The organism is Pseudomonas juntendi, from assembly GCF_021560075.1.
GTDB lineage: Bacteria > Pseudomonadota > Gammaproteobacteria > Pseudomonadales > Pseudomonadaceae > Aquipseudomonas > Aquipseudomonas juntendi.
In genome coordinates this window covers 5,182,552-5,200,110 of sequence record NZ_CP091088.1, presented here as the reverse complement: position 1 = coordinate 5,200,110, position 17,559 = coordinate 5,182,552, and the positions used below count along the sequence as shown (strand labels likewise).

The 17,559-nt window shown below is 63.0% G+C and carries 18 protein-coding genes; 12 read left to right on the top strand and 6 right to left on the bottom strand.

Translation table 11 applies throughout. From position 1 onward, the window contains the following. Positions 1–8 precede the first annotated feature (8 nt). Positions 9–575: a sugar O-acetyltransferase gene (locus L1P09_RS24000; RefSeq protein WP_054905153.1), complete on the top strand. Its 567-nt coding sequence runs from the start codon at positions 9–11 to the stop codon at positions 573–575. Here the strand turns inward: L1P09_RS24000 and L1P09_RS23995 are convergent. Continuing rightward, positions 554–1,123: a DUF6436 domain-containing protein gene (locus tag L1P09_RS23995; RefSeq protein ID WP_054905152.1), complete on the bottom strand. Its 570-nt coding sequence runs from the start codon at positions 1,121–1,123 to the stop codon at positions 554–556. The two genes, L1P09_RS24000 and L1P09_RS23995, sit on opposite strands and share 22 nt — an antisense overlap. 217 nt (positions 1,124–1,340) lie before the next feature. Between L1P09_RS23995 and L1P09_RS23990 the strand changes: the two genes are divergently transcribed. Next, the gene (locus L1P09_RS23990) at positions 1,341–2,267 is read left to right on the top strand and encodes a phospholipase BipL (RefSeq protein ID WP_054905151.1); all 927 of its coding nucleotides are present in this window, start codon (positions 1,341–1,343) and stop codon (positions 2,265–2,267) included. Here L1P09_RS23990 and L1P09_RS23985 read toward each other — a convergent pair whose 3' ends face one another. Continuing rightward, positions 2,268–3,020 (bottom strand): DUF2059 domain-containing protein, encoded by a 753-nt coding sequence (locus L1P09_RS23985; RefSeq protein WP_054905150.1) that lies wholly within the window; start codon positions 3,018–3,020, stop codon positions 2,268–2,270. 113 nt (positions 3,021–3,133) lie between these two features. Here L1P09_RS23985 and L1P09_RS23980 point away from each other — a divergent pair, with 113 nt between their 5' ends. After that, the gene (locus L1P09_RS23980; RefSeq protein WP_054905165.1) at positions 3,134–3,766 is read left to right on the top strand and encodes a 2OG-Fe(II) oxygenase; all 633 of its coding nucleotides are present in this window, start codon (positions 3,134–3,136) and stop codon (positions 3,764–3,766) included. An 83-nt stretch (positions 3,767–3,849) separates the two neighbouring features. Here L1P09_RS23980 and L1P09_RS23975 read toward each other — a convergent pair whose 3' ends face one another. Then, positions 3,850–4,338 carry a transporter substrate-binding domain-containing protein gene (locus tag L1P09_RS23975; RefSeq protein ID WP_009683689.1) on the bottom strand — a complete coding sequence of 163 codons (489 nt, stop codon included), beginning with the start codon at positions 4,336–4,338 and terminating at the stop codon, positions 3,850–3,852. 224 nt (positions 4,339–4,562) lie between these two features. On the opposite strand from L1P09_RS23975, the gene L1P09_RS23970 reads away from it, so the two are divergent. Further along, positions 4,563–5,039 (top strand): DUF4399 domain-containing protein, encoded by a 477-nt coding sequence (locus L1P09_RS23970; RefSeq protein ID WP_054905149.1) that lies wholly within the window; start codon positions 4,563–4,565, stop codon positions 5,037–5,039. Positions 5,040–5,191: 152 nt separating this feature from the next. On the opposite strand, the gene serA is transcribed toward L1P09_RS23970, so the two are convergent. Beyond that, positions 5,192–6,421 carry a phosphoglycerate dehydrogenase gene (gene serA / locus L1P09_RS23965; protein ID WP_009683687.1) on the bottom strand — a complete coding sequence of 410 codons (1,230 nt, stop codon included), beginning with the start codon at positions 6,419–6,421 and terminating at the stop codon, positions 5,192–5,194. 171 nt (positions 6,422–6,592) lie between these two features. Here serA and L1P09_RS23960 point away from each other — a divergent pair, with 171 nt between their 5' ends. From L1P09_RS23960 to L1P09_RS23945, 4 genes are all read left to right on the top strand, one after another. Further along, complete coding sequence (locus L1P09_RS23960; protein WP_235768213.1) at positions 6,593–7,990, top strand: FAD-binding oxidoreductase; 1,398 nt, start codon at positions 6,593–6,595, stop codon at positions 7,988–7,990. A 25-nt stretch (positions 7,991–8,015) separates the two neighbouring features. Beyond that, positions 8,016–8,681, top strand: coding sequence for a fumarylacetoacetate hydrolase family protein (locus tag L1P09_RS23955; protein ID WP_029887616.1), 666 nt, complete (start codon positions 8,016–8,018; stop codon positions 8,679–8,681). Positions 8,682–8,892: 211 nt separating this feature from the next. Further along, positions 8,893–9,813, top strand: a complete 921-nt coding sequence (locus L1P09_RS23950) for an SdiA-regulated domain-containing protein (protein ID WP_029887617.1) — start codon at positions 8,893–8,895, stop codon at positions 9,811–9,813. A gap of 90 nt (positions 9,814–9,903) precedes the next feature. After that, entirely contained in the window at positions 9,904–10,806 is a 903-nt protein-coding gene (locus tag L1P09_RS23945; protein ID WP_054905146.1) for an SdiA-regulated domain-containing protein, read from the top strand. A 103-nt stretch (positions 10,807–10,909) separates the two neighbouring features. On the opposite strand, the gene rpiA is transcribed toward L1P09_RS23945, so the two are convergent. Next, a complete protein-coding gene (gene rpiA / locus L1P09_RS23940) occupies positions 10,910–11,584 on the bottom strand; it encodes a ribose-5-phosphate isomerase RpiA (RefSeq protein WP_047150262.1) in 675 nt (224 codons plus the stop codon). A gap of 133 nt (positions 11,585–11,717) precedes the next feature. On the opposite strand from rpiA, the gene ilvA reads away from it, so the two are divergent. From ilvA to ptsP, 4 genes are all read left to right on the top strand, one after another. Continuing rightward, the gene (gene ilvA / locus L1P09_RS23935) at positions 11,718–13,232 is read left to right on the top strand and encodes a threonine ammonia-lyase, biosynthetic (RefSeq protein WP_235768212.1); all 1,515 of its coding nucleotides are present in this window, start codon (positions 11,718–11,720) and stop codon (positions 13,230–13,232) included. Between the two features lie 43 nt (positions 13,233–13,275). Continuing rightward, positions 13,276–13,701 carry a DUF2269 domain-containing protein gene (locus L1P09_RS23930; RefSeq protein WP_232892951.1) on the top strand — a complete coding sequence of 142 codons (426 nt, stop codon included), beginning with the start codon at positions 13,276–13,278 and terminating at the stop codon, positions 13,699–13,701. A gap of 148 nt (positions 13,702–13,849) precedes the next feature. Beyond that, positions 13,850–14,329: an RNA pyrophosphohydrolase gene (locus tag L1P09_RS23925; RefSeq protein WP_003249017.1), complete on the top strand. Its 480-nt coding sequence runs from the start codon at positions 13,850–13,852 to the stop codon at positions 14,327–14,329. A gap of 22 nt (positions 14,330–14,351) precedes the next feature. Beyond that, positions 14,352–16,631: a phosphoenolpyruvate--protein phosphotransferase gene (gene ptsP / locus L1P09_RS23920; protein WP_009685081.1), complete on the top strand. Its 2,280-nt coding sequence runs from the start codon at positions 14,352–14,354 to the stop codon at positions 16,629–16,631. A gap of 57 nt (positions 16,632–16,688) precedes the next feature. On the opposite strand, the gene L1P09_RS23915 is transcribed toward ptsP, so the two are convergent. Beyond that, positions 16,689–17,435: an NRDE family protein gene (locus L1P09_RS23915; protein ID WP_235768211.1), complete on the bottom strand. Its 747-nt coding sequence runs from the start codon at positions 17,433–17,435 to the stop codon at positions 16,689–16,691. Between the last annotated feature and the right edge of the window lie 124 nt (positions 17,436–17,559).

Genomic DNA, 17,559 nt, shown 5'->3' with positions numbered 1-17,559 from the left:
GAGTTTCCATGGCACTCAGCGAAAAACAGAAGATGCTTACCGGCCAGCTCTACCACGCTGGCTGCCCTGAATTGCAGGCCGAGCAGATCGCCAGCAAGCACTGGATGCACCGCTACAATAACAGCGTGGAACTGCTTAACGACGCCCGTCATGGCTTGCTGCGCGAGCATTTTTGCCATGTGGGCGAGGGCACCGTGATCCGCCCACCCTTCTACTGCGACTATGGCTACAACATCCGCGTCGGCCGCAACACCTTCATCAATTTCAATTGCGTGATGCTCGACGTGGTGCCGGTGTCTATCGGTGATGACTGCCAGGTCGGCCCCAATGTGCAGATCTACGCCGCCGACCACCCGCTGGACCCCGACGTGCGGCGCAGCGGGCTGGAAAGCGGGCGCCCCGTGACCATTGGCAACAATGTGTGGATCGGCGGTGCGGCGGTCATTCTGCCGGGTGTGACCATTGGCGATAACGCGGTGGTTGGTGCCGGCAGCGTGGTGACCCGGGATGTGCCGGCCGGTGCCACGGTGGTGGGTAACCCTGCACGGGTGCGTCAACCTGCCCAAGGGCAATAGCAGCCAACCGCCAGGGTATTGGAGGCACTGACCTGGCGGTCGTCGAGCAGTGCCTTGAGAATAGGTTCGATGAAGCTGTTGCTGGCATTGCAGACAGCGCCTTCGCTGTAGGGGCCGAAATAGGCCAAGTGACCTCGCCGATCCCAGATAGCCACGGCCGGCGAGGCGGGCAGGTGTTCGCTACCGGGCAGGCTGCCCAGCGGTTGCAGCCCGGTGAGGTTGGCTGGCAGCTGGCCATGGCTGCCGGGCTTTTGCAGCACGTGGAAGGCCACGCCCTGTTTGGCGAACTGGCTGACCAGGTCGCCTAGGTGTTGCTGGTTGCCGACGTTGCACGGGCAGGCCGGGTCCCAGAAGTGCACCACGCGGATCGGGCCCGGGCCGGCCAGCTCGGCGGGGAGCTGCAACTGGCTGCCGTCGAACAGCGTGGCCTGGTTGTCGAACGGGCGCAGGTAGCGGGCCTGGAAGGTGGTGTAGACCTGCCAAAGGGTGGCGGCGCAGAGCAGCAGGGCGAGGCTCATCAGGGCAGGTTTGGCGAGGCGGGTTTGCATGGATATCTGCTGGTATTTTTGTGGTGGGTTCACTGGCCCTGTCGCCCGCAAGGCAGCCCCCACAGGTTGTCAACGGCCTGAGGCCTGGTGATATCCCTATGGGAGCTGGCTTGCCGGCGATAGCGCCAGTACAGGTAACGCATGGCCGAAGCTTGCCACGATGCCGGCCAGAGCTGAATATCCCAGATCAATACTTGCTTCACTGTGGATGTACCCGATGCCCCCTGACTTTCAGCCCGACCGCCTGCGTGCCAGCCTGGCGCCGTTCACCGCGCGCCATCCGCTGTCGACTCAAGCGCAGGATTACCAGCGTTTCTATGGCCTGAACCTGTCGGCCCACAGCTGGCTGGGCGGTTTCCAGGCCGCGGGGTTCGAGTTGGCCGGGCAGGCTTGGCTACCCGAGCAGCCAAGCGCGACGCTGTTCCTGCTGCATGGCTATTACGACCACATGGGCCTCTATCGGCATGTGATCGAGTGGGCGCTCGGGCAAGGTTTTGCGGTCATCAGCTGCGACCTGCCCGGCCATGGGCTGTCCAGCGGCGAGCGGGCGAGCATCAGCGACTTCGCGGTGTACCAGCAGGTGCTGCAGGCGCTGTTCGAACAGGCGCGTGCGTTGCAGCTGCCGCGGCCATGGCATTTGTGCGGGCAGAGCACGGGTGGGGCGATCGCGGTGGACCATTTGCTGTACCAAGGTGCCCATAGCCCTGTGGATGGCCAGGTCATTCTGCTGGCGCCACTGGTGCGGCCATGTGCCTGGCGTTGGTCCAAGTTCAGCTATCGCGTGCTGCGCCATTTCGTCAATGGTATCGAGCGGCGCTTCAGTGAGAATACCAACGACCCTGCCTTCCTGCCGTTTCTCCAGGCCGACCCCCTGCAACCGCGCCGGCTGCCCACTGCCTGGGTGGGTGCCCTGATCGCCTGGGTCAAACGCATCGAGGCTGCGCCCAAAAGTACACGGCGGCCATTGATCGTACAGGGAGAGGCCGACGGCACGGTGGATTGGCCATACAACCTGGAGGTGCTGAAGGCCAAGTTCGCTGAGCCGCAGATCCTGATGCTGCCCGACGCGCGTCACCACCTGGCCAACGAGCTGCCAGGCATTCGCCAGCGCTACTTCGATTTCATCGACCAGCGCCTGGGCTGATCACCTCAGCTCGTTGCTGCTCTGGCCCACTGCCAGGCCGGCACGCACCGCGGCCAGTGCCGCCTGGTAGTAGGCCTTGCCGTCGGGCGACTCGGCAAAGGTGGCGAACTCTTCCAGCTCGGCGTCGGACAGGTCGCGGTACACGTACAGCAACGTATTGTTGAGGTCTTCGCCAATTTGCCCCATGAGCCGCTGGCGCTGACCGTCGAGCAGGCCTTGCGCCTGGCCGCCGCCCAACAGGCCGGGGATCATCGAGCTGAGGCTGTCGGCCGCCACGCCGGCGATGGCCAGGCTGACTTCGGCGCCGGCTTCGCGTGCTGGCAAGGCCTGAGCCAGGTGGCCAATGATCAGCAGGCGGTCATCGCTGGCCTGCATTTTCGGCAAGCCCTTGGCGTTTCTGGCCAGTTCATCCTTGCGCGTGGCCTTGAGCTCGGCGGCTACCACCTTGCGCCCCAGCGGCGACTGGAAGAACGCCAGGGCCGGTGCCGGGTTGGCCAGGCTGGCGCGCAGCTTTGCCTGGGCACGACGGTCTACCGCCTGGGCCTGGAAGCGCTGGTTGCTGTTGTCGACCAGCGCCTGGTACACGGCGGGCGGTAAACTGTTGCGGTAGCGCGCCTGGGCGGCGGTGAGGGCATCGTTGAAGTGGGCGCGCTGGTCGGGCCAGCCGGCAGCCTTGTACAGTTGATCCAGGTTATCTGCCCAGACAGGCGTGGTGCAGATCATCAGCAGAATCAGGGAAAACAGACGGCGCATTCAGGACTCCTGTCGGCAGGCGACCATTGTCCTTGGCCCGGCGCCGGTTTGTCGAGATATGTGCGTGTTTCTCGGCCAAGTGGCGCTGTGCGCCGCCAGGGCGAATGGATATGATGCGCGCCATGCATACTTCCCCCGAAAACCCGATGCTCGCGGCCGTCGTTGACGATCTGGCCACCCATGGCTGGTCCCAACAGGCGCTGTTTCTGCCTGTCGACCTTGCGCGCGCGTTGGCGGTCGAGTGCCGGCGCCGTTATGCCGAAGGCGAACTCAACCCGGCCGGGGTGGGGCGCGGTGATGCCCAGGAAGTACGCGAAACCATTCGCGGCGACCAGATCCAGTGGATCGACCCTGGCCAGGCCGAGGCTTGCGACCGGTACCTGGCGGCCATGGACCAGTTACGGCTGGCCATCAACCAGGGCCTGTTTCTCGGCCTGCAGGATTTCGAGTGCCATTTTGCCCTGTACCCACCCGGTGCATTTTATCGCCGGCATCTGGACCGCTTTCGTGACGATGATCGGCGCATGGTCTCGGCGGTGTTTTACCTGAACGAAGACTGGCAGCCGCAGGATGGTGGGCAGCTGCGCATGTTCCTCGCCGACGGTGCCGAGCCCCTGGTCGAGCCGCTGGCAGGTTGCCTGGTGGTGTTCCTGTCGGGTGAGGTGCCTCACGAAGTGCTGCCCGCCGGGCGTGAGCGCTTGTCGTTGACGGGCTGGTTCCGGCGGCGTGGCAATGACCCGTTCTGATTTGCCCAAGATGCTGGTCAGCGCTTGCCTGCCAAATCAATAAGCCACGTAGTGCGATGAGGGCGGCACAGACCGCACAAACCTCATTGCCCGGCCGCAGTCTCCTGCACACCCTTGAACCACTTCTGTTCGAGCTCGGCCGTGCGGCCACTGTCCTTCAACCGCTGCAGCGCATTGTTAACGGCACTTTCAAACGCCGGGTTGTCCTTCTGGAACGGGATCACCAGCTTCTTCTCGCCAAACGGCAGGCTCGCGTCAAGCGGACCGTCACTCTTGAGTGCTTCGCTCGCTGGGGTCAGCGCGACATCATACTTGCCGCTTTCCACACCTGGCAGTACCTCGTCCGCAGGCGCCTCGACAAATTCGGCACGCAGGTCCAGTTCGCGGGCCAGGTCCTGGCCAAACTCCACATCGAAACCGCTCAGCCGCTCGTCTTGCTTGAACGCATAAGGCGGGTTGTCGGCTTGTACGGCAATGCGCAGTTCGCCCCGGTCGGCGATTTCGTCGATCAGCTCCGCCTGGGCCAATGGACTGATCAGTACTGCCAGCAGTACCCCTATGGTCGAACGCATTGAAGGCCCCTTTTTCTTTTACAGGTGAATAACTTTCGTCATGGCTTTATTCCTCGCCATGATCGAACGCAGCCTAAGACCTTGGCGCCTCGGCATTGTTTAACCCTGACTCAAATTTTTCTGTCAGGCAACGTGAACACCTTGGCGCATATTTCAACTAAGGTGAACTACCGCCGCTGTTGGATGACAAGCTGCGGTCAATGAGTGAATCACAGGAGAAGTGAATGAACAGCCTATTTTCGCGTGCTGCCGTTGCCGGTTTGCTGATGGGAGCGTCGGTGTTGGCCAGTGCCGCAGACGCCCTGAAGAGCCAGGAGCCGCCCAAGGATGCCAAGGTCTTCATCGTTTCCCCCGCCGATGGTGCCACCGTCGACAAGACCTTTACCGTCAAGTTCGGCATTGAAGGCATGGGCCTGAAGCCTGCTGGTGACCAGACCCCGCACACCGGCCACCACCACTTGCTGGTGGATGTGGACAAAGAGCCCGTCGCCGACATGCCGCTGCCGACCAGCCTGATGCCAGAGGCCGGCACCGCACTGCCAGCCGGGCCGCAGGTGCTGCATTTCGGCAAGGCACAGACCGAAACCAGCATTACCCTGACCCCGGGCAAGCACACCCTGCAACTGGTGCTGGGTGACCAGTATCACGTGCCGTTCAAGCCGAGCGTCGAGTCGCAGAAGATTACTGTCGACGTGAAATAGGTGTTGGGCTTTTCGCGGGCTCGCCCGCTCCCACAGGGGGGGGGCCGCAAGCTTCGGGTTTGCGGTGATCCTGTGAGAGCAGGCGACGCCGCTTCCACCGGCAAAAAAAAGGGAGGCCACCAGGGCCTCCCTTTTTCATGCTGCAAGCAAACTCAGAACAGTACGCGGGAACGGATGGTGCCTTTGACCTGTTGCAGTTTTTCTTGCGCCAGGTCGGAGTACTCGGCGTCTACGTCGATTACCACGTAACCGACTTTCTCGTTGGTCTGCAGGAACTGACCGGAGATGTTGATACCGTTCTCGGCGAATACCTTGTTGATCTCGCTGAGTACGCCCGGGATGTTTTCGTGAATGTGCAGCAGGCGGTGCTTGCCTGGGTGCGCTGGCAGTGCCACCTCAGGGAAGTTGACCGAAGACACCGAAGTACCGTTATCGCTGTACTTGACCAGCTTCTCGGCCACTTCCAGGCCGATGTTGGCCTGGGCTTCGGCAGTGGAACCACCGATGTGCGGGGTGAGGATCACGTTGTCCAGGCCGCGCAGCGGGCTCTCGAACTCTTCGTCGTTGGAGCGTGGCTCGACCGGGAACACGTCGATGGCAGCGCCGATCAGGTGCTTGTCCTTGATGGCGGCGGCCAGGTGGTCCAGCTCGACCACGGTGCCACGGGCGGCGTTGATCAGGATCGCGCCCTTCTTCATCGAGCGGATTTCCTTCTCGCCGATCATCCACTGGGTGGAGGGCAGCTCAGGCACGTGCAGCGAGACGATGTCGGCCAGGCCCAGCAGTTCGTGCAGGCTGGTGACCTGTACGGCGTTGCCCAGTGGCAGCTTGGTCAGCGGGTCGTAGAAGTAGACCTGCATGCCCAGGTTTTCGGCCAGGACCGACAGCTGGGTACCGATCGAGCCGTAGCCGACGATGCCGAGTTTCTTGCCGCGAATCTCGAACGAGTTGGCTGCGCTCTTGATCCAGCCGCCACGGTGGCAGGAGGCGTTTTTCTCTGGGATGCCACGCAGCAGCAGGATCGCTTCGGCCAGTACCAGCTCGGCGACCGAGCGGGTGTTGGAGTAGGGCGCGTTGAACACGGCGATACCGCGCTCGCGGGCAGCTTCCAGGTCTACCTGGTTGGTGCCGATGCAGAAGCAGCCAACGGCGACCAGTTTCTTGGCGCAGTCGAAGATCTCTTCGGTGAGCTGGGTGCGCGAACGGATGCCAATGAAGTGGGCATCGGCGATCTTTTCCTTCAGCTCGGCTTCCGGCAACGAACCAGTGAGGTATTCGATGTTGGTGTAGCCGGCGGCCTTGAGGGTATCGACCGCGTTCTGGTGCACACCTTCAAGAAGAAGGAACCGGATCTTGCTCTTGTCGAGAGAAGTCTTGCTCATCTGCGTAAACCTGTATCCCGGAGAAAAAATGGCGAGGGGTGATGCCAGGCGCGAGGGCGGCCTTAGCATGAACAGCGGGAGCGCTATGCTAGCATACGCGACACAATCTGAGCTTATCCCGACAGGTGAAGAGTGCTCAGGGTGACTATGAATAAGTCGAGAGTTCCAGCGATGACCCACCCCGCTGCAATTGAAGAACTGATGACCCTTGTCGACCCTGGCAAGGTCCTGACCGACCCGGCATCCCTCGACGCCTATGGCAAGGACTGGACCAAGCACTATGCACCGGCGCCCAGCGCCATCGTGCTGCCCAAGACCATCGAGCAGGTGCAGGCCATTGTCCGTTGGGCCAATGCGCACAGGGTGGCGCTGGTGCCGTCGGGTGGGCGCACCGGGCTCTCCGCGGGGGCCGTGGCGGCCAATGGCGAAGTCGTGGTGGCCTTCGACAACATGAACCGGATTCTCGACTTCAATGCCTTCGACCGCACGGTGGTTTGCCAGCCCGGGGTGGTCACCCGCCAGTTGCAAAGCTACGCCGAAGCGCAGGGCCTGTATTACCCGGTAGACTTCGCCTCCAGCGGTTCCAGCCAGATAGGCGGCAACATCGGCACCAATGCCGGCGGCATCAAGGTGATCCGCTACGGCATGACCCGCAATTGGGTGGCCGGGCTGAAGGTGGTGACGGGCAAGGGCGAGTTGCTGCAGCTGAACAAGGACCTGATCAAGAACGCCACCGGTTATGACCTGCGCCAGCTGTTCATTGGCGCCGAAGGCACGCTGGGTTTCGTGGTGGAAGCCACCATGCGCCTGGACCGCGCCCCGCGCAACCTCACCGCCATGGTGCTGGGCACGCCGGACTTCGACTCGATCATGCCGGTGCTGCACGCCTTCCAGGGCGGGCTCGACCTCACGGCCTTCGAATTTTTCTCGGACAAGGGCCTGGCCAGGATCCTTGCGCGTGGTGATGTGCCGGCGCCATTCGCCACCGACTGCCCCTTTTATGCGCTGCTGGAGTTCGAGGCCAGCACCGAGGCAGTCGCCAACCAGGCACTGGCCACCTTCGAGCATTGCGTCGAGCAGGGCTGGGTACTGGACGGGGTGATGAGCCAGAGCGAAACCCAGCTGAAAAACCTGTGGAAGCTGCGTGAGTACCTGTCGGAAACCATCTCGCACTGGACCCCGTACAAGAACGATATTTCAGTCACGGTCTCGAAAGTACCGGCGTTTCTGCGCGATATCGATGCCATCGTGGCCGAGCATTACCCGGATTACGAAGTGGTGTGGTACGGCCATATCGGCGATGGCAACCTGCACCTGAACATCCTCAAGCCCGAGCACATGGACAAAGACGCGTTCTTTGCCTCGTGCGCCGAGGTCAACAAGTGGGTGTTCGAGATCGTCGAACGCTACAACGGCTCGATCTCTGCCGAGCACGGCGTAGGCATGACCAAGCGCGACTACTTGGGCTACAGCCGCTCGGCCGAAGAAATTGCCTGCATGAAGGCGATTAAGGCCGTGTTCGACCCTAACGGCATCATGAATCCGGGTAAGATCTTCGCTCCTGAATAAAAAGCAGCATGCAAAGGAGTCGGCCATGAGTTACCAGCACCAGTATGTAGACGGCACGCGCATCCACTTCCCGTTGGGCAAGGTGGTGTGCATTGGCCGTAACTATGCCGAACACGCCAAGGAACTGGACAACCCGATCCCCAGCGAACCGCTGCTGTTCATCAAGCCCGGCAGTTGCGTGGTCGCCGCGCAAGGCGGCTTCAAGATCCCGACCGAGCGCGGTTCGGTGCATTACGAGGCAGAAATCGCCGTGTTGCTGGGCAAGTCACTGTCCTCGCACCCCAGCGAGGAAGAGGTGCTGGACGCCATATCCGGCTACGCCCCGGCCCTGGACCTGACCCTGCGCGACGTGCAGGCCAAACTGAAGGAAAAAGGCCTGCCATGGGAGCTGGCCAAGAGCTTCGACGGTGCCTGCGTACTGCCGCCGTTCGTCTCGGCTGCCAGCTTCCCGGACGTGACCGACATCCCGGTACGGCTGACGGTGAACGGCGAAGTACGCCAGGACGGCAACAGCGCAATGATGCTCAACCCTATCGTGCCGATGATTCAGCACATGGCCGCGCATTTTTCGCTGCTGGCGGGGGATGTGATCCTCACCGGCACCCCGGCGGGCGTGGGGCCGTTCAATGTCGGTGACGAGCTGGTGCTGGAGCTGCCGGGTGTCAGCCGCTTCGAAAGCCGGGTGCTCTGAGCCCTGTGGGAGCGGCCTTGCGTCGCGAAAGGGCCGCAGTGCGGCCCCGGCAATAGGTGCTTGACGCATGAATCCCGGGGGCGCTTCGCACCCCTTTCCGCGACACAAGGCCGCTCCCACAAAGAATGCGCGTCCAGGCAGGATTTGGCGTTTTTTTCACACCGAATGCGGATAATGCGCGCATCTACGCCCACTGCTTCAGGACCGCTGCATGCCATCACCCCCCAACGCCCCGGCAACCCCCAAGCGTCGTTTCTACCTGCGCTGGCCCTTTGGCCTGGCGGTGGCGGCGGTGATTGGCTATGGCGTGGCCATGGCGATGCACTGGGATGACCGTGGTGCGCTATGGCTGAAGGAAGGTTTTGAAAGCCGCGCCGAGCGCAGCGAAAGCGTATGGCTGCCGGATTATCAGGTAGACATCGATGCCAAGCCCCTGCCGGGCATGGACGATGACGAAGCGTCGGACGTGGCGTTCAACCCGCAGACCCGGACGCTGTTCGCGGTCATGGGCAAGAACCCGTTCCTGGTCGAACTGAGCCTGGACGGCGATGTGCTGCGCAAGATCCCGCTCAACGGCTGGAACAACCCGGAAGGCGTTGCCGTGCTGGAAGACGGTTACCTGGCCATCACCGACGAGCGCCTGCATGACCTGACCCTGGTCAAGGTGGACGGGCACACGGCGGTGCTCAACCACGCCGACTTCAAAAGCTATGACCTGGGGCAGTCGGTGAAAAGCAACAAAGGCTTCGAGGCCGTCGCCTGGGACCCGCTGCACCAGCGCCTGGTCATCGGCGAGGAGCGCCCGCCCAAGCTGTACACCTGGAACACCGATGGCCGCAGCCAGCTCAAGGGCGACAAGCAGCCGCTGCCAAGCGATCAGCTCGACTTGCGCAACCTCTCGGCGCTGGGTGTCGACCCGCGTACAGGCCACCTGTTGGTCTTGTCGGCCGACTCCAACATGCTGCTGGAACTGGACCAGCAGGGGCAGCAGGTCAGCTTCATGACTTTGCTCGGCGGGTTCAACGGCCTGCAAGGCACCATCCCGCGGGCCGAGGGGGTGGCGATGGACGACCAGGGCAATCTGTACATGGTCAGTGAGCCGGCATTGTTCTATCGCTTCAGAAAACCCTGAGCCAACAATCCGCTTTTGCGGATGCTGGCATTAAGCTTTATTTCAGTCATTCATGGTTAGATTCGCCATCCTTGTGCCGAGTCTGCCTGTATGCGTGGTTTTGTTCGTCTATCCCTGGTAATAGCCGTTGTCTGCCTGTGCCTGCTCGGCTGGGCCGGGCATGAGTTCCGCCTTTACGAGCGCGCCTGGTTCAACTTCAAGACCTGGTGGCAGCCCGCCGAGCAGAGCATGGGCCTGGAGCGCTACCGGGTGGTGCTGGAAGCGCAGCCTATCGAAGGGTTGAACGACGATATATCGGCGCTGACCTACGACCCTGACCGCAAGACCCTGTTTACCGTCACCAACGCCCGTTCGGAGTTGATCGAGCTGTCGCTGGACGGGCGCATCCTGCGCCGCGTGCCGCTGACGGGCTTCGGCGACCCGGAGGCCGTGGAGTATGTCGGGCCAAACAGCTATGTGATTTCCGACGAGCGTCAGCAACGGCTGATCCGGGTGCGCCTGGACGACGACACGTTGTTCCTCGATGCCGGCGATGCCGAGCAGCTCAGCCTGGGCATTGGCCTGAACGGCAACAAAGGCTTCGAAGGGCTGGCCTACGACTCAGCGGGCAAGCGCTTGTTCGTGGCCAAGGAACGCGACCCGATGCTCATCTACGAGGTTCACGGCTTCCCGCATGACAACCCGGAAAGGCCCTATGCCGTGCATGTAGTACAGGACCGCAAGCGCGATTCACGGTTGTTCGTGCGGGACTTGTCGAGCTTGCAGTTCGATGAGCGCAGTGGGCACCTGCTGGCATTGTCCGACGAGTCGCGGCTGTTGCTGGAGCTGGATATCGAGGGCAGGCCGCTGAGTACCCTGTCGCTGCGCAAGGGCTACCAGGGCTTGCAGGCGACCGTACCGCAGGCGGAGGGGATTGCGATGGACGAGGCGGGAACCCTTTATCTGGTCAGTGAGCCGAACCTGTTCTATGTGTTCAAGCAGCCGGCTGACTGATCGTCTGTCAGGGCCCTTCGCGGGTAAACCCGCTCTTACAGATAGCTCGCCAGGCTCCATGCCAGTGGCGATCGCTGTAGGAGCGGGTTACCCGCGAAGCGGTTTAATTGGCCGTCAGGGTCTTCACACCTTCAGCAGTACCCAGCAACAGCAGGTCCGCCGGCCGCGCCGCGAACAGGCCGTTGGTCACCACGCCAACAATGGCGTTGATCTGTGCTTCCAGCTCCACCGGGTTGGTGATCTGCAGGTTGTACACATCGAGGATCACGTTGCCGTTGTCGGTCACCACACCCTCGCGGTACACCGGGTCGCCGCCCAGCTTGACCAGTTGGCGGGCCACGTGGCTACGGGCCATCGGGATCACCTCGACCGGCAGTGGGAAGGCGCCCAGCACCGGCACCAGCTTGCTGGCATCGGCGATGCAGATGAAGGTCTTGGCTACTGCTGCAACGATCTTCTCACGGGTCAGGGCTGCGCCGCCGCCCTTGATCAGGTTCAGGTGCGCGTCGCTTTCATCGGCGCCGTCCACGTAGAACTCCAGCTCGCTGACGCTGTTCAGTTCGTACACCGCAATACCATGCCCCTTCAGGCGCTGGGCCGTGGCCTCGGAGCTGGCGACGGCACCGTCGAAGGCGGTCTTGTGCTGAGCCAGGGCATCGATGAAGAAGTTGGCGGTCGAACCGGTACCGACGCCGACGACGCTCTTTTCATCCAGCTTGGGCAGAATGAAGTCGACAGCGGCCTGGGCGACGGCCTGTTTGAGTTGGTCCTGGGTCATGCGGGCTCCGGAAGGGGCAGGGCGGTTTCAAAGTTGCCTAGTATAACGGCTCGCACGGCTTTGCTGTGGTCGCCCGACGTAGCGCTGGGGTAGACTTCCAGCCCTTGTCCCGCGGCCCAGTGATGCTTTCCCGATGCTCGAACAGTACGTCAAGAAGATCCTCACCTCGCGCGTCTATGACGTTGCCGTCGAAACCCCGTTGCAGAGCGCCGGGCAACTGAGCAAGCGCCTGGGCAACCAGATTCTGCTCAAGCGCGAAGACCTGCAGCCGGTGTTCTCGTTCAAGATCCGCGGGGCGTACAACAAGCTGGCCCAGCTGACCCCGGAAGAACTGGCCCGCGGCGTGGTCACCGCCTCGGCCGGCAACCACGCCCAGGGCCTGGCCCTGGCCGCGCGGGAAATGGGCATCAAGGCCACCATCGTGATGCCCAAGACCACCCCGGAGATCAAGGTCGAAGGCGTACGCTCGCGTGGCGGCAAGGTGGTGCTGCATGGCGACTCGTTCCCCGAGGCGCTGGCTTATTCGCTGAAGCTGGTCGATGAAAAGGGCCTGGTCTATGTCCACCCTTACGATGACCCGCACACCATCGCCGGGCAGGGCACCGTGGCCATGGAAATCCTGCGCCAGCACCCTGGCCAGCTGGACGCGATCTTCGTGCCGGTGGGCGGCGGTGGCCTGATCGCCGGTATTGCCGCCTACGTGAAGTACCTGCGTCCGGATATCAAGGTCATTGGTGTTGAGCCGGATGACTCCAACTGCCTGCAGGCGGCCATGGCCGCGGGTGAGCGCGTGGTGCTGCCGCAGGTCGGGCTGTTCGCCGACGGCGTGGCGGTGGCGCAGATCGGCCAGCACACCTTCGATATCTGCCGCCACCATGTGGATGAAGTGGTCACGGTCAGCACCGATGAAATCTGTGCCGCAATCAAGGATATCTACGACGATACCCGCTCGATCACCGAGCCTGCCGGCGCGTTGGGTGTGGCGGGCATCAAGCGTTACGTCGAACTGTACGGCGTGACCGGCCAGACCCTGGTGGCAATCGACTCCGGCGCCAATGTCAATTTCGACCGCTTGCGCCATGTGGCCGAGCGTGCCGAACTGGGTGAAAAGCGCGAGGCGATCATCGCCGTTACCATTCCTGAACGCCCGGGCAGCTTCAAGGCGTTCTGCCAGGCGATTGGCAAACGCCAGATCACCGAGTTCAACTACCGCAAGCACACCTCGGACGAGGCGCATATCTTCGTGGGCGTGCAGACCCACCCGGAAAACGACCCGCGCGCAGCCTTGGTGCAGCATTTGAGCGAGCAGGGCTTCCCGGTAACGGACCTGACCGACAACGAGCTGGCCAAGTTGCACATTCGTCATATGGTCGGCGGCCACTCGGCTGGCGCCAGCGATGAAATGGTGCTGCGCTTCGAGTTCCCGGAACGGCCGGGGGCGCTGTTCAATTTCCTCGACAAGCTGGGTGGGCGCTGGAATATCTCGATGTTCCACTACCGTAACCACGGCGCGGCAGACGGGCGTGTGGTGGCGGGCCTGCAGGTGCCGGAAGACGAGCGCCACCTGGTGCCAGCGGCACTGGCCAAGATTGGTTACCCCTACTGGGACGAAACCGAGAACCCGGCTTACAAGCTGTTCCTGGGCTGAGCAGCTAAGCTGGGCCTAAGGCCTGCTCAAGGACAACGCACACATGGAACATCTGACCACCCTGAAAACACTGCACATCATCGCCACTGCACTCCTGCTGCTGGGTGCCCTGGGCCTGGCGGTGTGGACCGTGCGCGCCCGCCGCCAGGGCGATGCGCAGGCCTATGCCAAGCTGCTGCGCCGGCCGCTGGTGTTCGTGTGGCTGGTAATGGTGCTGTGCCTGGTAAGCATGCCCTTCACCGGCTGGTGGCTGGTGCACCTGGTCGGTTGGCCGCTGGGGCAGACCTGGGTGCTGGCGTCCAGCGTCATCTATACGCTTGGTGCGTTTGCCATGTGGTGGCTGCTGGTGCGGCTGAACCGGCTGCGCAAGGCCGAGCCGGTAGGGTTGCGCTTCACCTTGGCGCTGGCGGTGTTCAGTGGCGTCTGCCTGCTGTCCATCGCCGGGCTGATGGGCGCCAAGCCAGTCTGACGCAGCAGCGGCCAACGCTTGCCAGCATCACCTTGCCTTCACCGAACAAGGAGTTTTCACGCCGCGGCACATAAGCGTGGCGGGCGCGTTGCTGCGCTCGCAAGCTTTGTGGAACAATGCGGTGACATGCGTTTGCGAGGTTGCTGCCGTGATCGACCCGGATGGTTTTCGCCCCAATGTCGGGATCATTCTCACGAATGATGCCGGGCAGGTGCTATGGGCTCGACGGATCAACCAGGATGCCTGGCAATTTCCCCAGGGTGGTATCAACCCTGACGAAACGCCGGAAGATGCCCTGTACCGCGAGCTGAACGAAGAAGTTGGCCTTGAACGCGATGATGTGGAAATTCTTGCCTGCACCCGTGGCTGGTTGCGTTATCGTTTACCGCAGCGCCTGGTGCGGACCCACAGCCAGCCGCTGTGCATCGGCCAGAAGCAGAAGTGGTTCCTGCTGCGCCTGGTCAGCAACGAACAACGGGTAAGAATGGACCTCACCGGCAAGCCGGAGTTCGACGGCTGGCGTTGGGTGAGCTATTGGTACCCGCTGGGCCAGGTTGTGACATTCAAGCGCGAGGTATACCGGCGCGCCCTGAAAGAGCTAGCACCGCGTCTTCTGACGCGCGACTGACGACGGAGTTCGACCCCGAGCCATGCTCAATACGCTGCGCAAGATCGTCCAGGAAGTAAACTCCGCCAAAGATCTCAAGTCGGCGTTGGGGATCATTGTCTTGCGCGTCAAGGAGGCCATGGGCAGCCAGGTCTGCTCGGTGTACCTGCTTGATCCGGAAACCAATCGCTTCGTGCTGATGGCCACCGAAGGCCTGAACAAACGCTCCATCGGCAAGGTCAGCATGGCGCCCAACGAAGGTCTGGTCGGCCTGGTCGGTACCCGCGAAGAGCCGCTGAACCTGGAAAACGCCGCCGACCACCCGCGTTACCGCTACTTTGCCGAAACTGGCGAAGAGCGATTCGCCTCGTTCCTCGGGGCACCGATCATTCACCACCGCCGCGTGGTCGGGGTGCTGGTCATCCAGCAGAAGGAGCGCCGCCAGTTCGACGAGGGCGAAGAAGCGTTCCTGGTCACCATGAGCGCCCAGCTTGCCGGGGTTATCGCCCACGCCGAGGCCACCGGCTCGATCCGTGGCCTGGGCCGGCAGGGCAAGGGCATCCAGGAAGCGCGTTTCGTCGGCGTGCCTGGCTCGCCAGGCGCTGCCGTAGGGCGTGCCGTGGTCATGTTGCCGCCTGCCGACCTCGAAGTGGTGCCCGACAAGGCCGTCGATGACATCGACGCCGAGCTCAAGCTGTTCGAAAACGCCCTTGAAGGCGTGCGCGAAGACATGCGCAAGCTGTCGGCCAAACTGGCGACGCAGCTGCGCCCGGAAGAGCGCGCTCTTTTCGATGTGTACCTGATGATGCTCGAAGACGCAGCGCTGGGCGGCGAGGTGACCGCGGTCATCAAGACCGGCCAGTGGGCCCAGGGCGCCCTGCGCCAGGTGGTCGGCGAGCACGTCAACCGTTTCGAGCTGATGGACGACGACTACCTGCGCGAGCGTGCCTCCGACGTGAAGGATCTGGGCCGGCGTTTGCTGGCCTACCTGCAAGAGGCCCGCTCGCAGTCGCTGGTCTACGCCGACAACACCATCCTGGTCAGTGAAGAGCTGACCCCGGCAATGCTCGGCGAAGTGCCGGAAGGCAAGCTGGTCGGCCTGGTGTCGGTACTGGGGTCGGGCAACTCCCACGTTGCCATCCTGGCCCGTGCCATGGGTATCCCCACGGTAATGGGCCTGGTCGACCTGCCTTACTCCAAGGTCGACGGCATCGAGCTGATCGTCGACGGTTACAAGGGCGAGGTGTTCACCAACCCGAGCGAAGTGCTGCGCAAGCAATACAGCGACGTGGTCGAGGAAGAGCGCCAGTTGGCCCAGGGCCTGGATGCCCTGCGCGAGCTGCCCTGCATCACCCCCGACGGCCACCGCATGCCGTTGTGGGTCAATACCGGCCTGCTGGCCGATGTGGCCCGGGCCCAGCAACGCGGTGCCGAAGGGGTGGGCCTGTACCGCACCGAAGTGCCGTTCATGATCAACCAGCGCTTCCCCAGCGAAAAAGAGCAGCTGGCCATCTACCGTGAGCAGTTGGCGGCCTTCCACCCACTGCCGGTGACCATGCGCACCCTCGACATTGGTGGCGACAAGGCGCTGTCCTATTTCCCGATCAAAGAAGACAACCCGTTCCTCGGCTGGCGCGGCATCCGTGTGACCCTCGACCACCCGGAAATCTTCCTGGTGCAGACCCGCGCCATGCTCAAAGCCAGCGAGGGCCTGAACAACCTGCGCATCCTGCTGCCGATGATTTCCGGTATTCACGAGCTGGAAGAGGCGCTGCACCTGATTCACCGGGCCTGGGGCGAGGTGCGCGACGAAGGCACCGACGTGCCGATGCCGCCGGTTGGCGTCATGGTGGAGATCCCTGCGGCGGTGTACCAGACCAAGGAGTTGGCGCGGCAGGTGGATTTCCTGTCGGTCGGTTCCAACGACCTTACCCAGTACCTGCTGGCCGTGGACCGCAACAACCCACGGGTCGCCGACCTGTACGACTACTTGCACCCGGCGGTGCTGCAGGCGCTGAACACCGTGGTGCGTGATGCCCATGGCGAGGGCAAGCCGGTCAGCATCTGCGGCGAGATGGCGGGTGACCCCGCGGCAGCGATCCTGTTGATGGCGATGGGCTTCGACAGCCTGTCGATGAACGCCACCAACCTGCCCAAGGTGAAGTGGATGCTGCGCCAGGTGAACATGGGCAAGGCCAAGGAGCTGCTGGTCGAAGCCTTGAGCCACGACAACCCGCAGGTTATCCACAGCTCGTTGCAGCTGGCGCTGAAAAACCTGGGGCTGGCGCGGATGATCGGGCCTGGAGCCAATAAAACCCTGTAAGGGGGGGTGCCTGTTCGGGCCTCTTCGCGGGCACGCCCGCTCCCACGAAGGCGCTGTTCAGACCGACAGCTCAACCTCCCCCAGGTGCCCTCCAAACGGCCCGAAACTGCGCTCGATCAGGCGCCTTCTGCCCTGATCATCCACAATCAGCACAGTACTCGCGCGTGTCCCATAACTCTGGCTGGCAATAAACACACTCGACAGCAGCTTCTCGGTCGCCATGCCCACGCCTGTGTCCGGTAGCTCCCCGTCAGCTGCAGGCTCGCCATCGGCCAGCAGCGCCAGCAACTGTGGCGGCTCCGGCGTTTCCAGCAACCTCTGCAGCCCGCTTCGCGCCTTCACCAGCTTTGGCCATGGGTTATCCAGCCCGGCATTGGACAGCCCGTACACCCCGGCTTCCAGCAGGCGCGGCGCCACGTCTGGGCCATGCAGGTAACCCAGCTGGCGCCCATCACCCACCAGCAGGTTGAACCCCGAATACTGCCCGCTACGGCTGGCCACCTCGTCCAGGTAAGCCTCAACCCCCAGCTCACCCCGTAAATACCCCGCCACCAGCTCGCCGCGCGAGCGGGGCCCCTGCGCCTGCCGCGGGTCACGGATATTGGTCAGCGCTGCAAAGCGCCCCTGTGGGCCCACACCCAGCCAGGTGCCACCGGCCTCCAGGTCCCGCCCGGCATGCACCCCGGGCGCATCCTCCCAGGCCGCCAGGGCCTGGGCAGGGCGGGCGTAGAATTCGTCGCGGTTGGCCGCGACGATCAGCGGCAGGGCGTGCCCCGGCCGCCAGGCGAATACGATCAGGCACATCGGTCAGGCCTCTGTGTTTTCTGCCACTGTACCCACAGCTGCGGGCAGGATCCATCCTGACACAGACTTCACTAGAGCCTCGAACCCGGCTTCCGTTACCATGCCGGATTGATTTCTCGGGGAT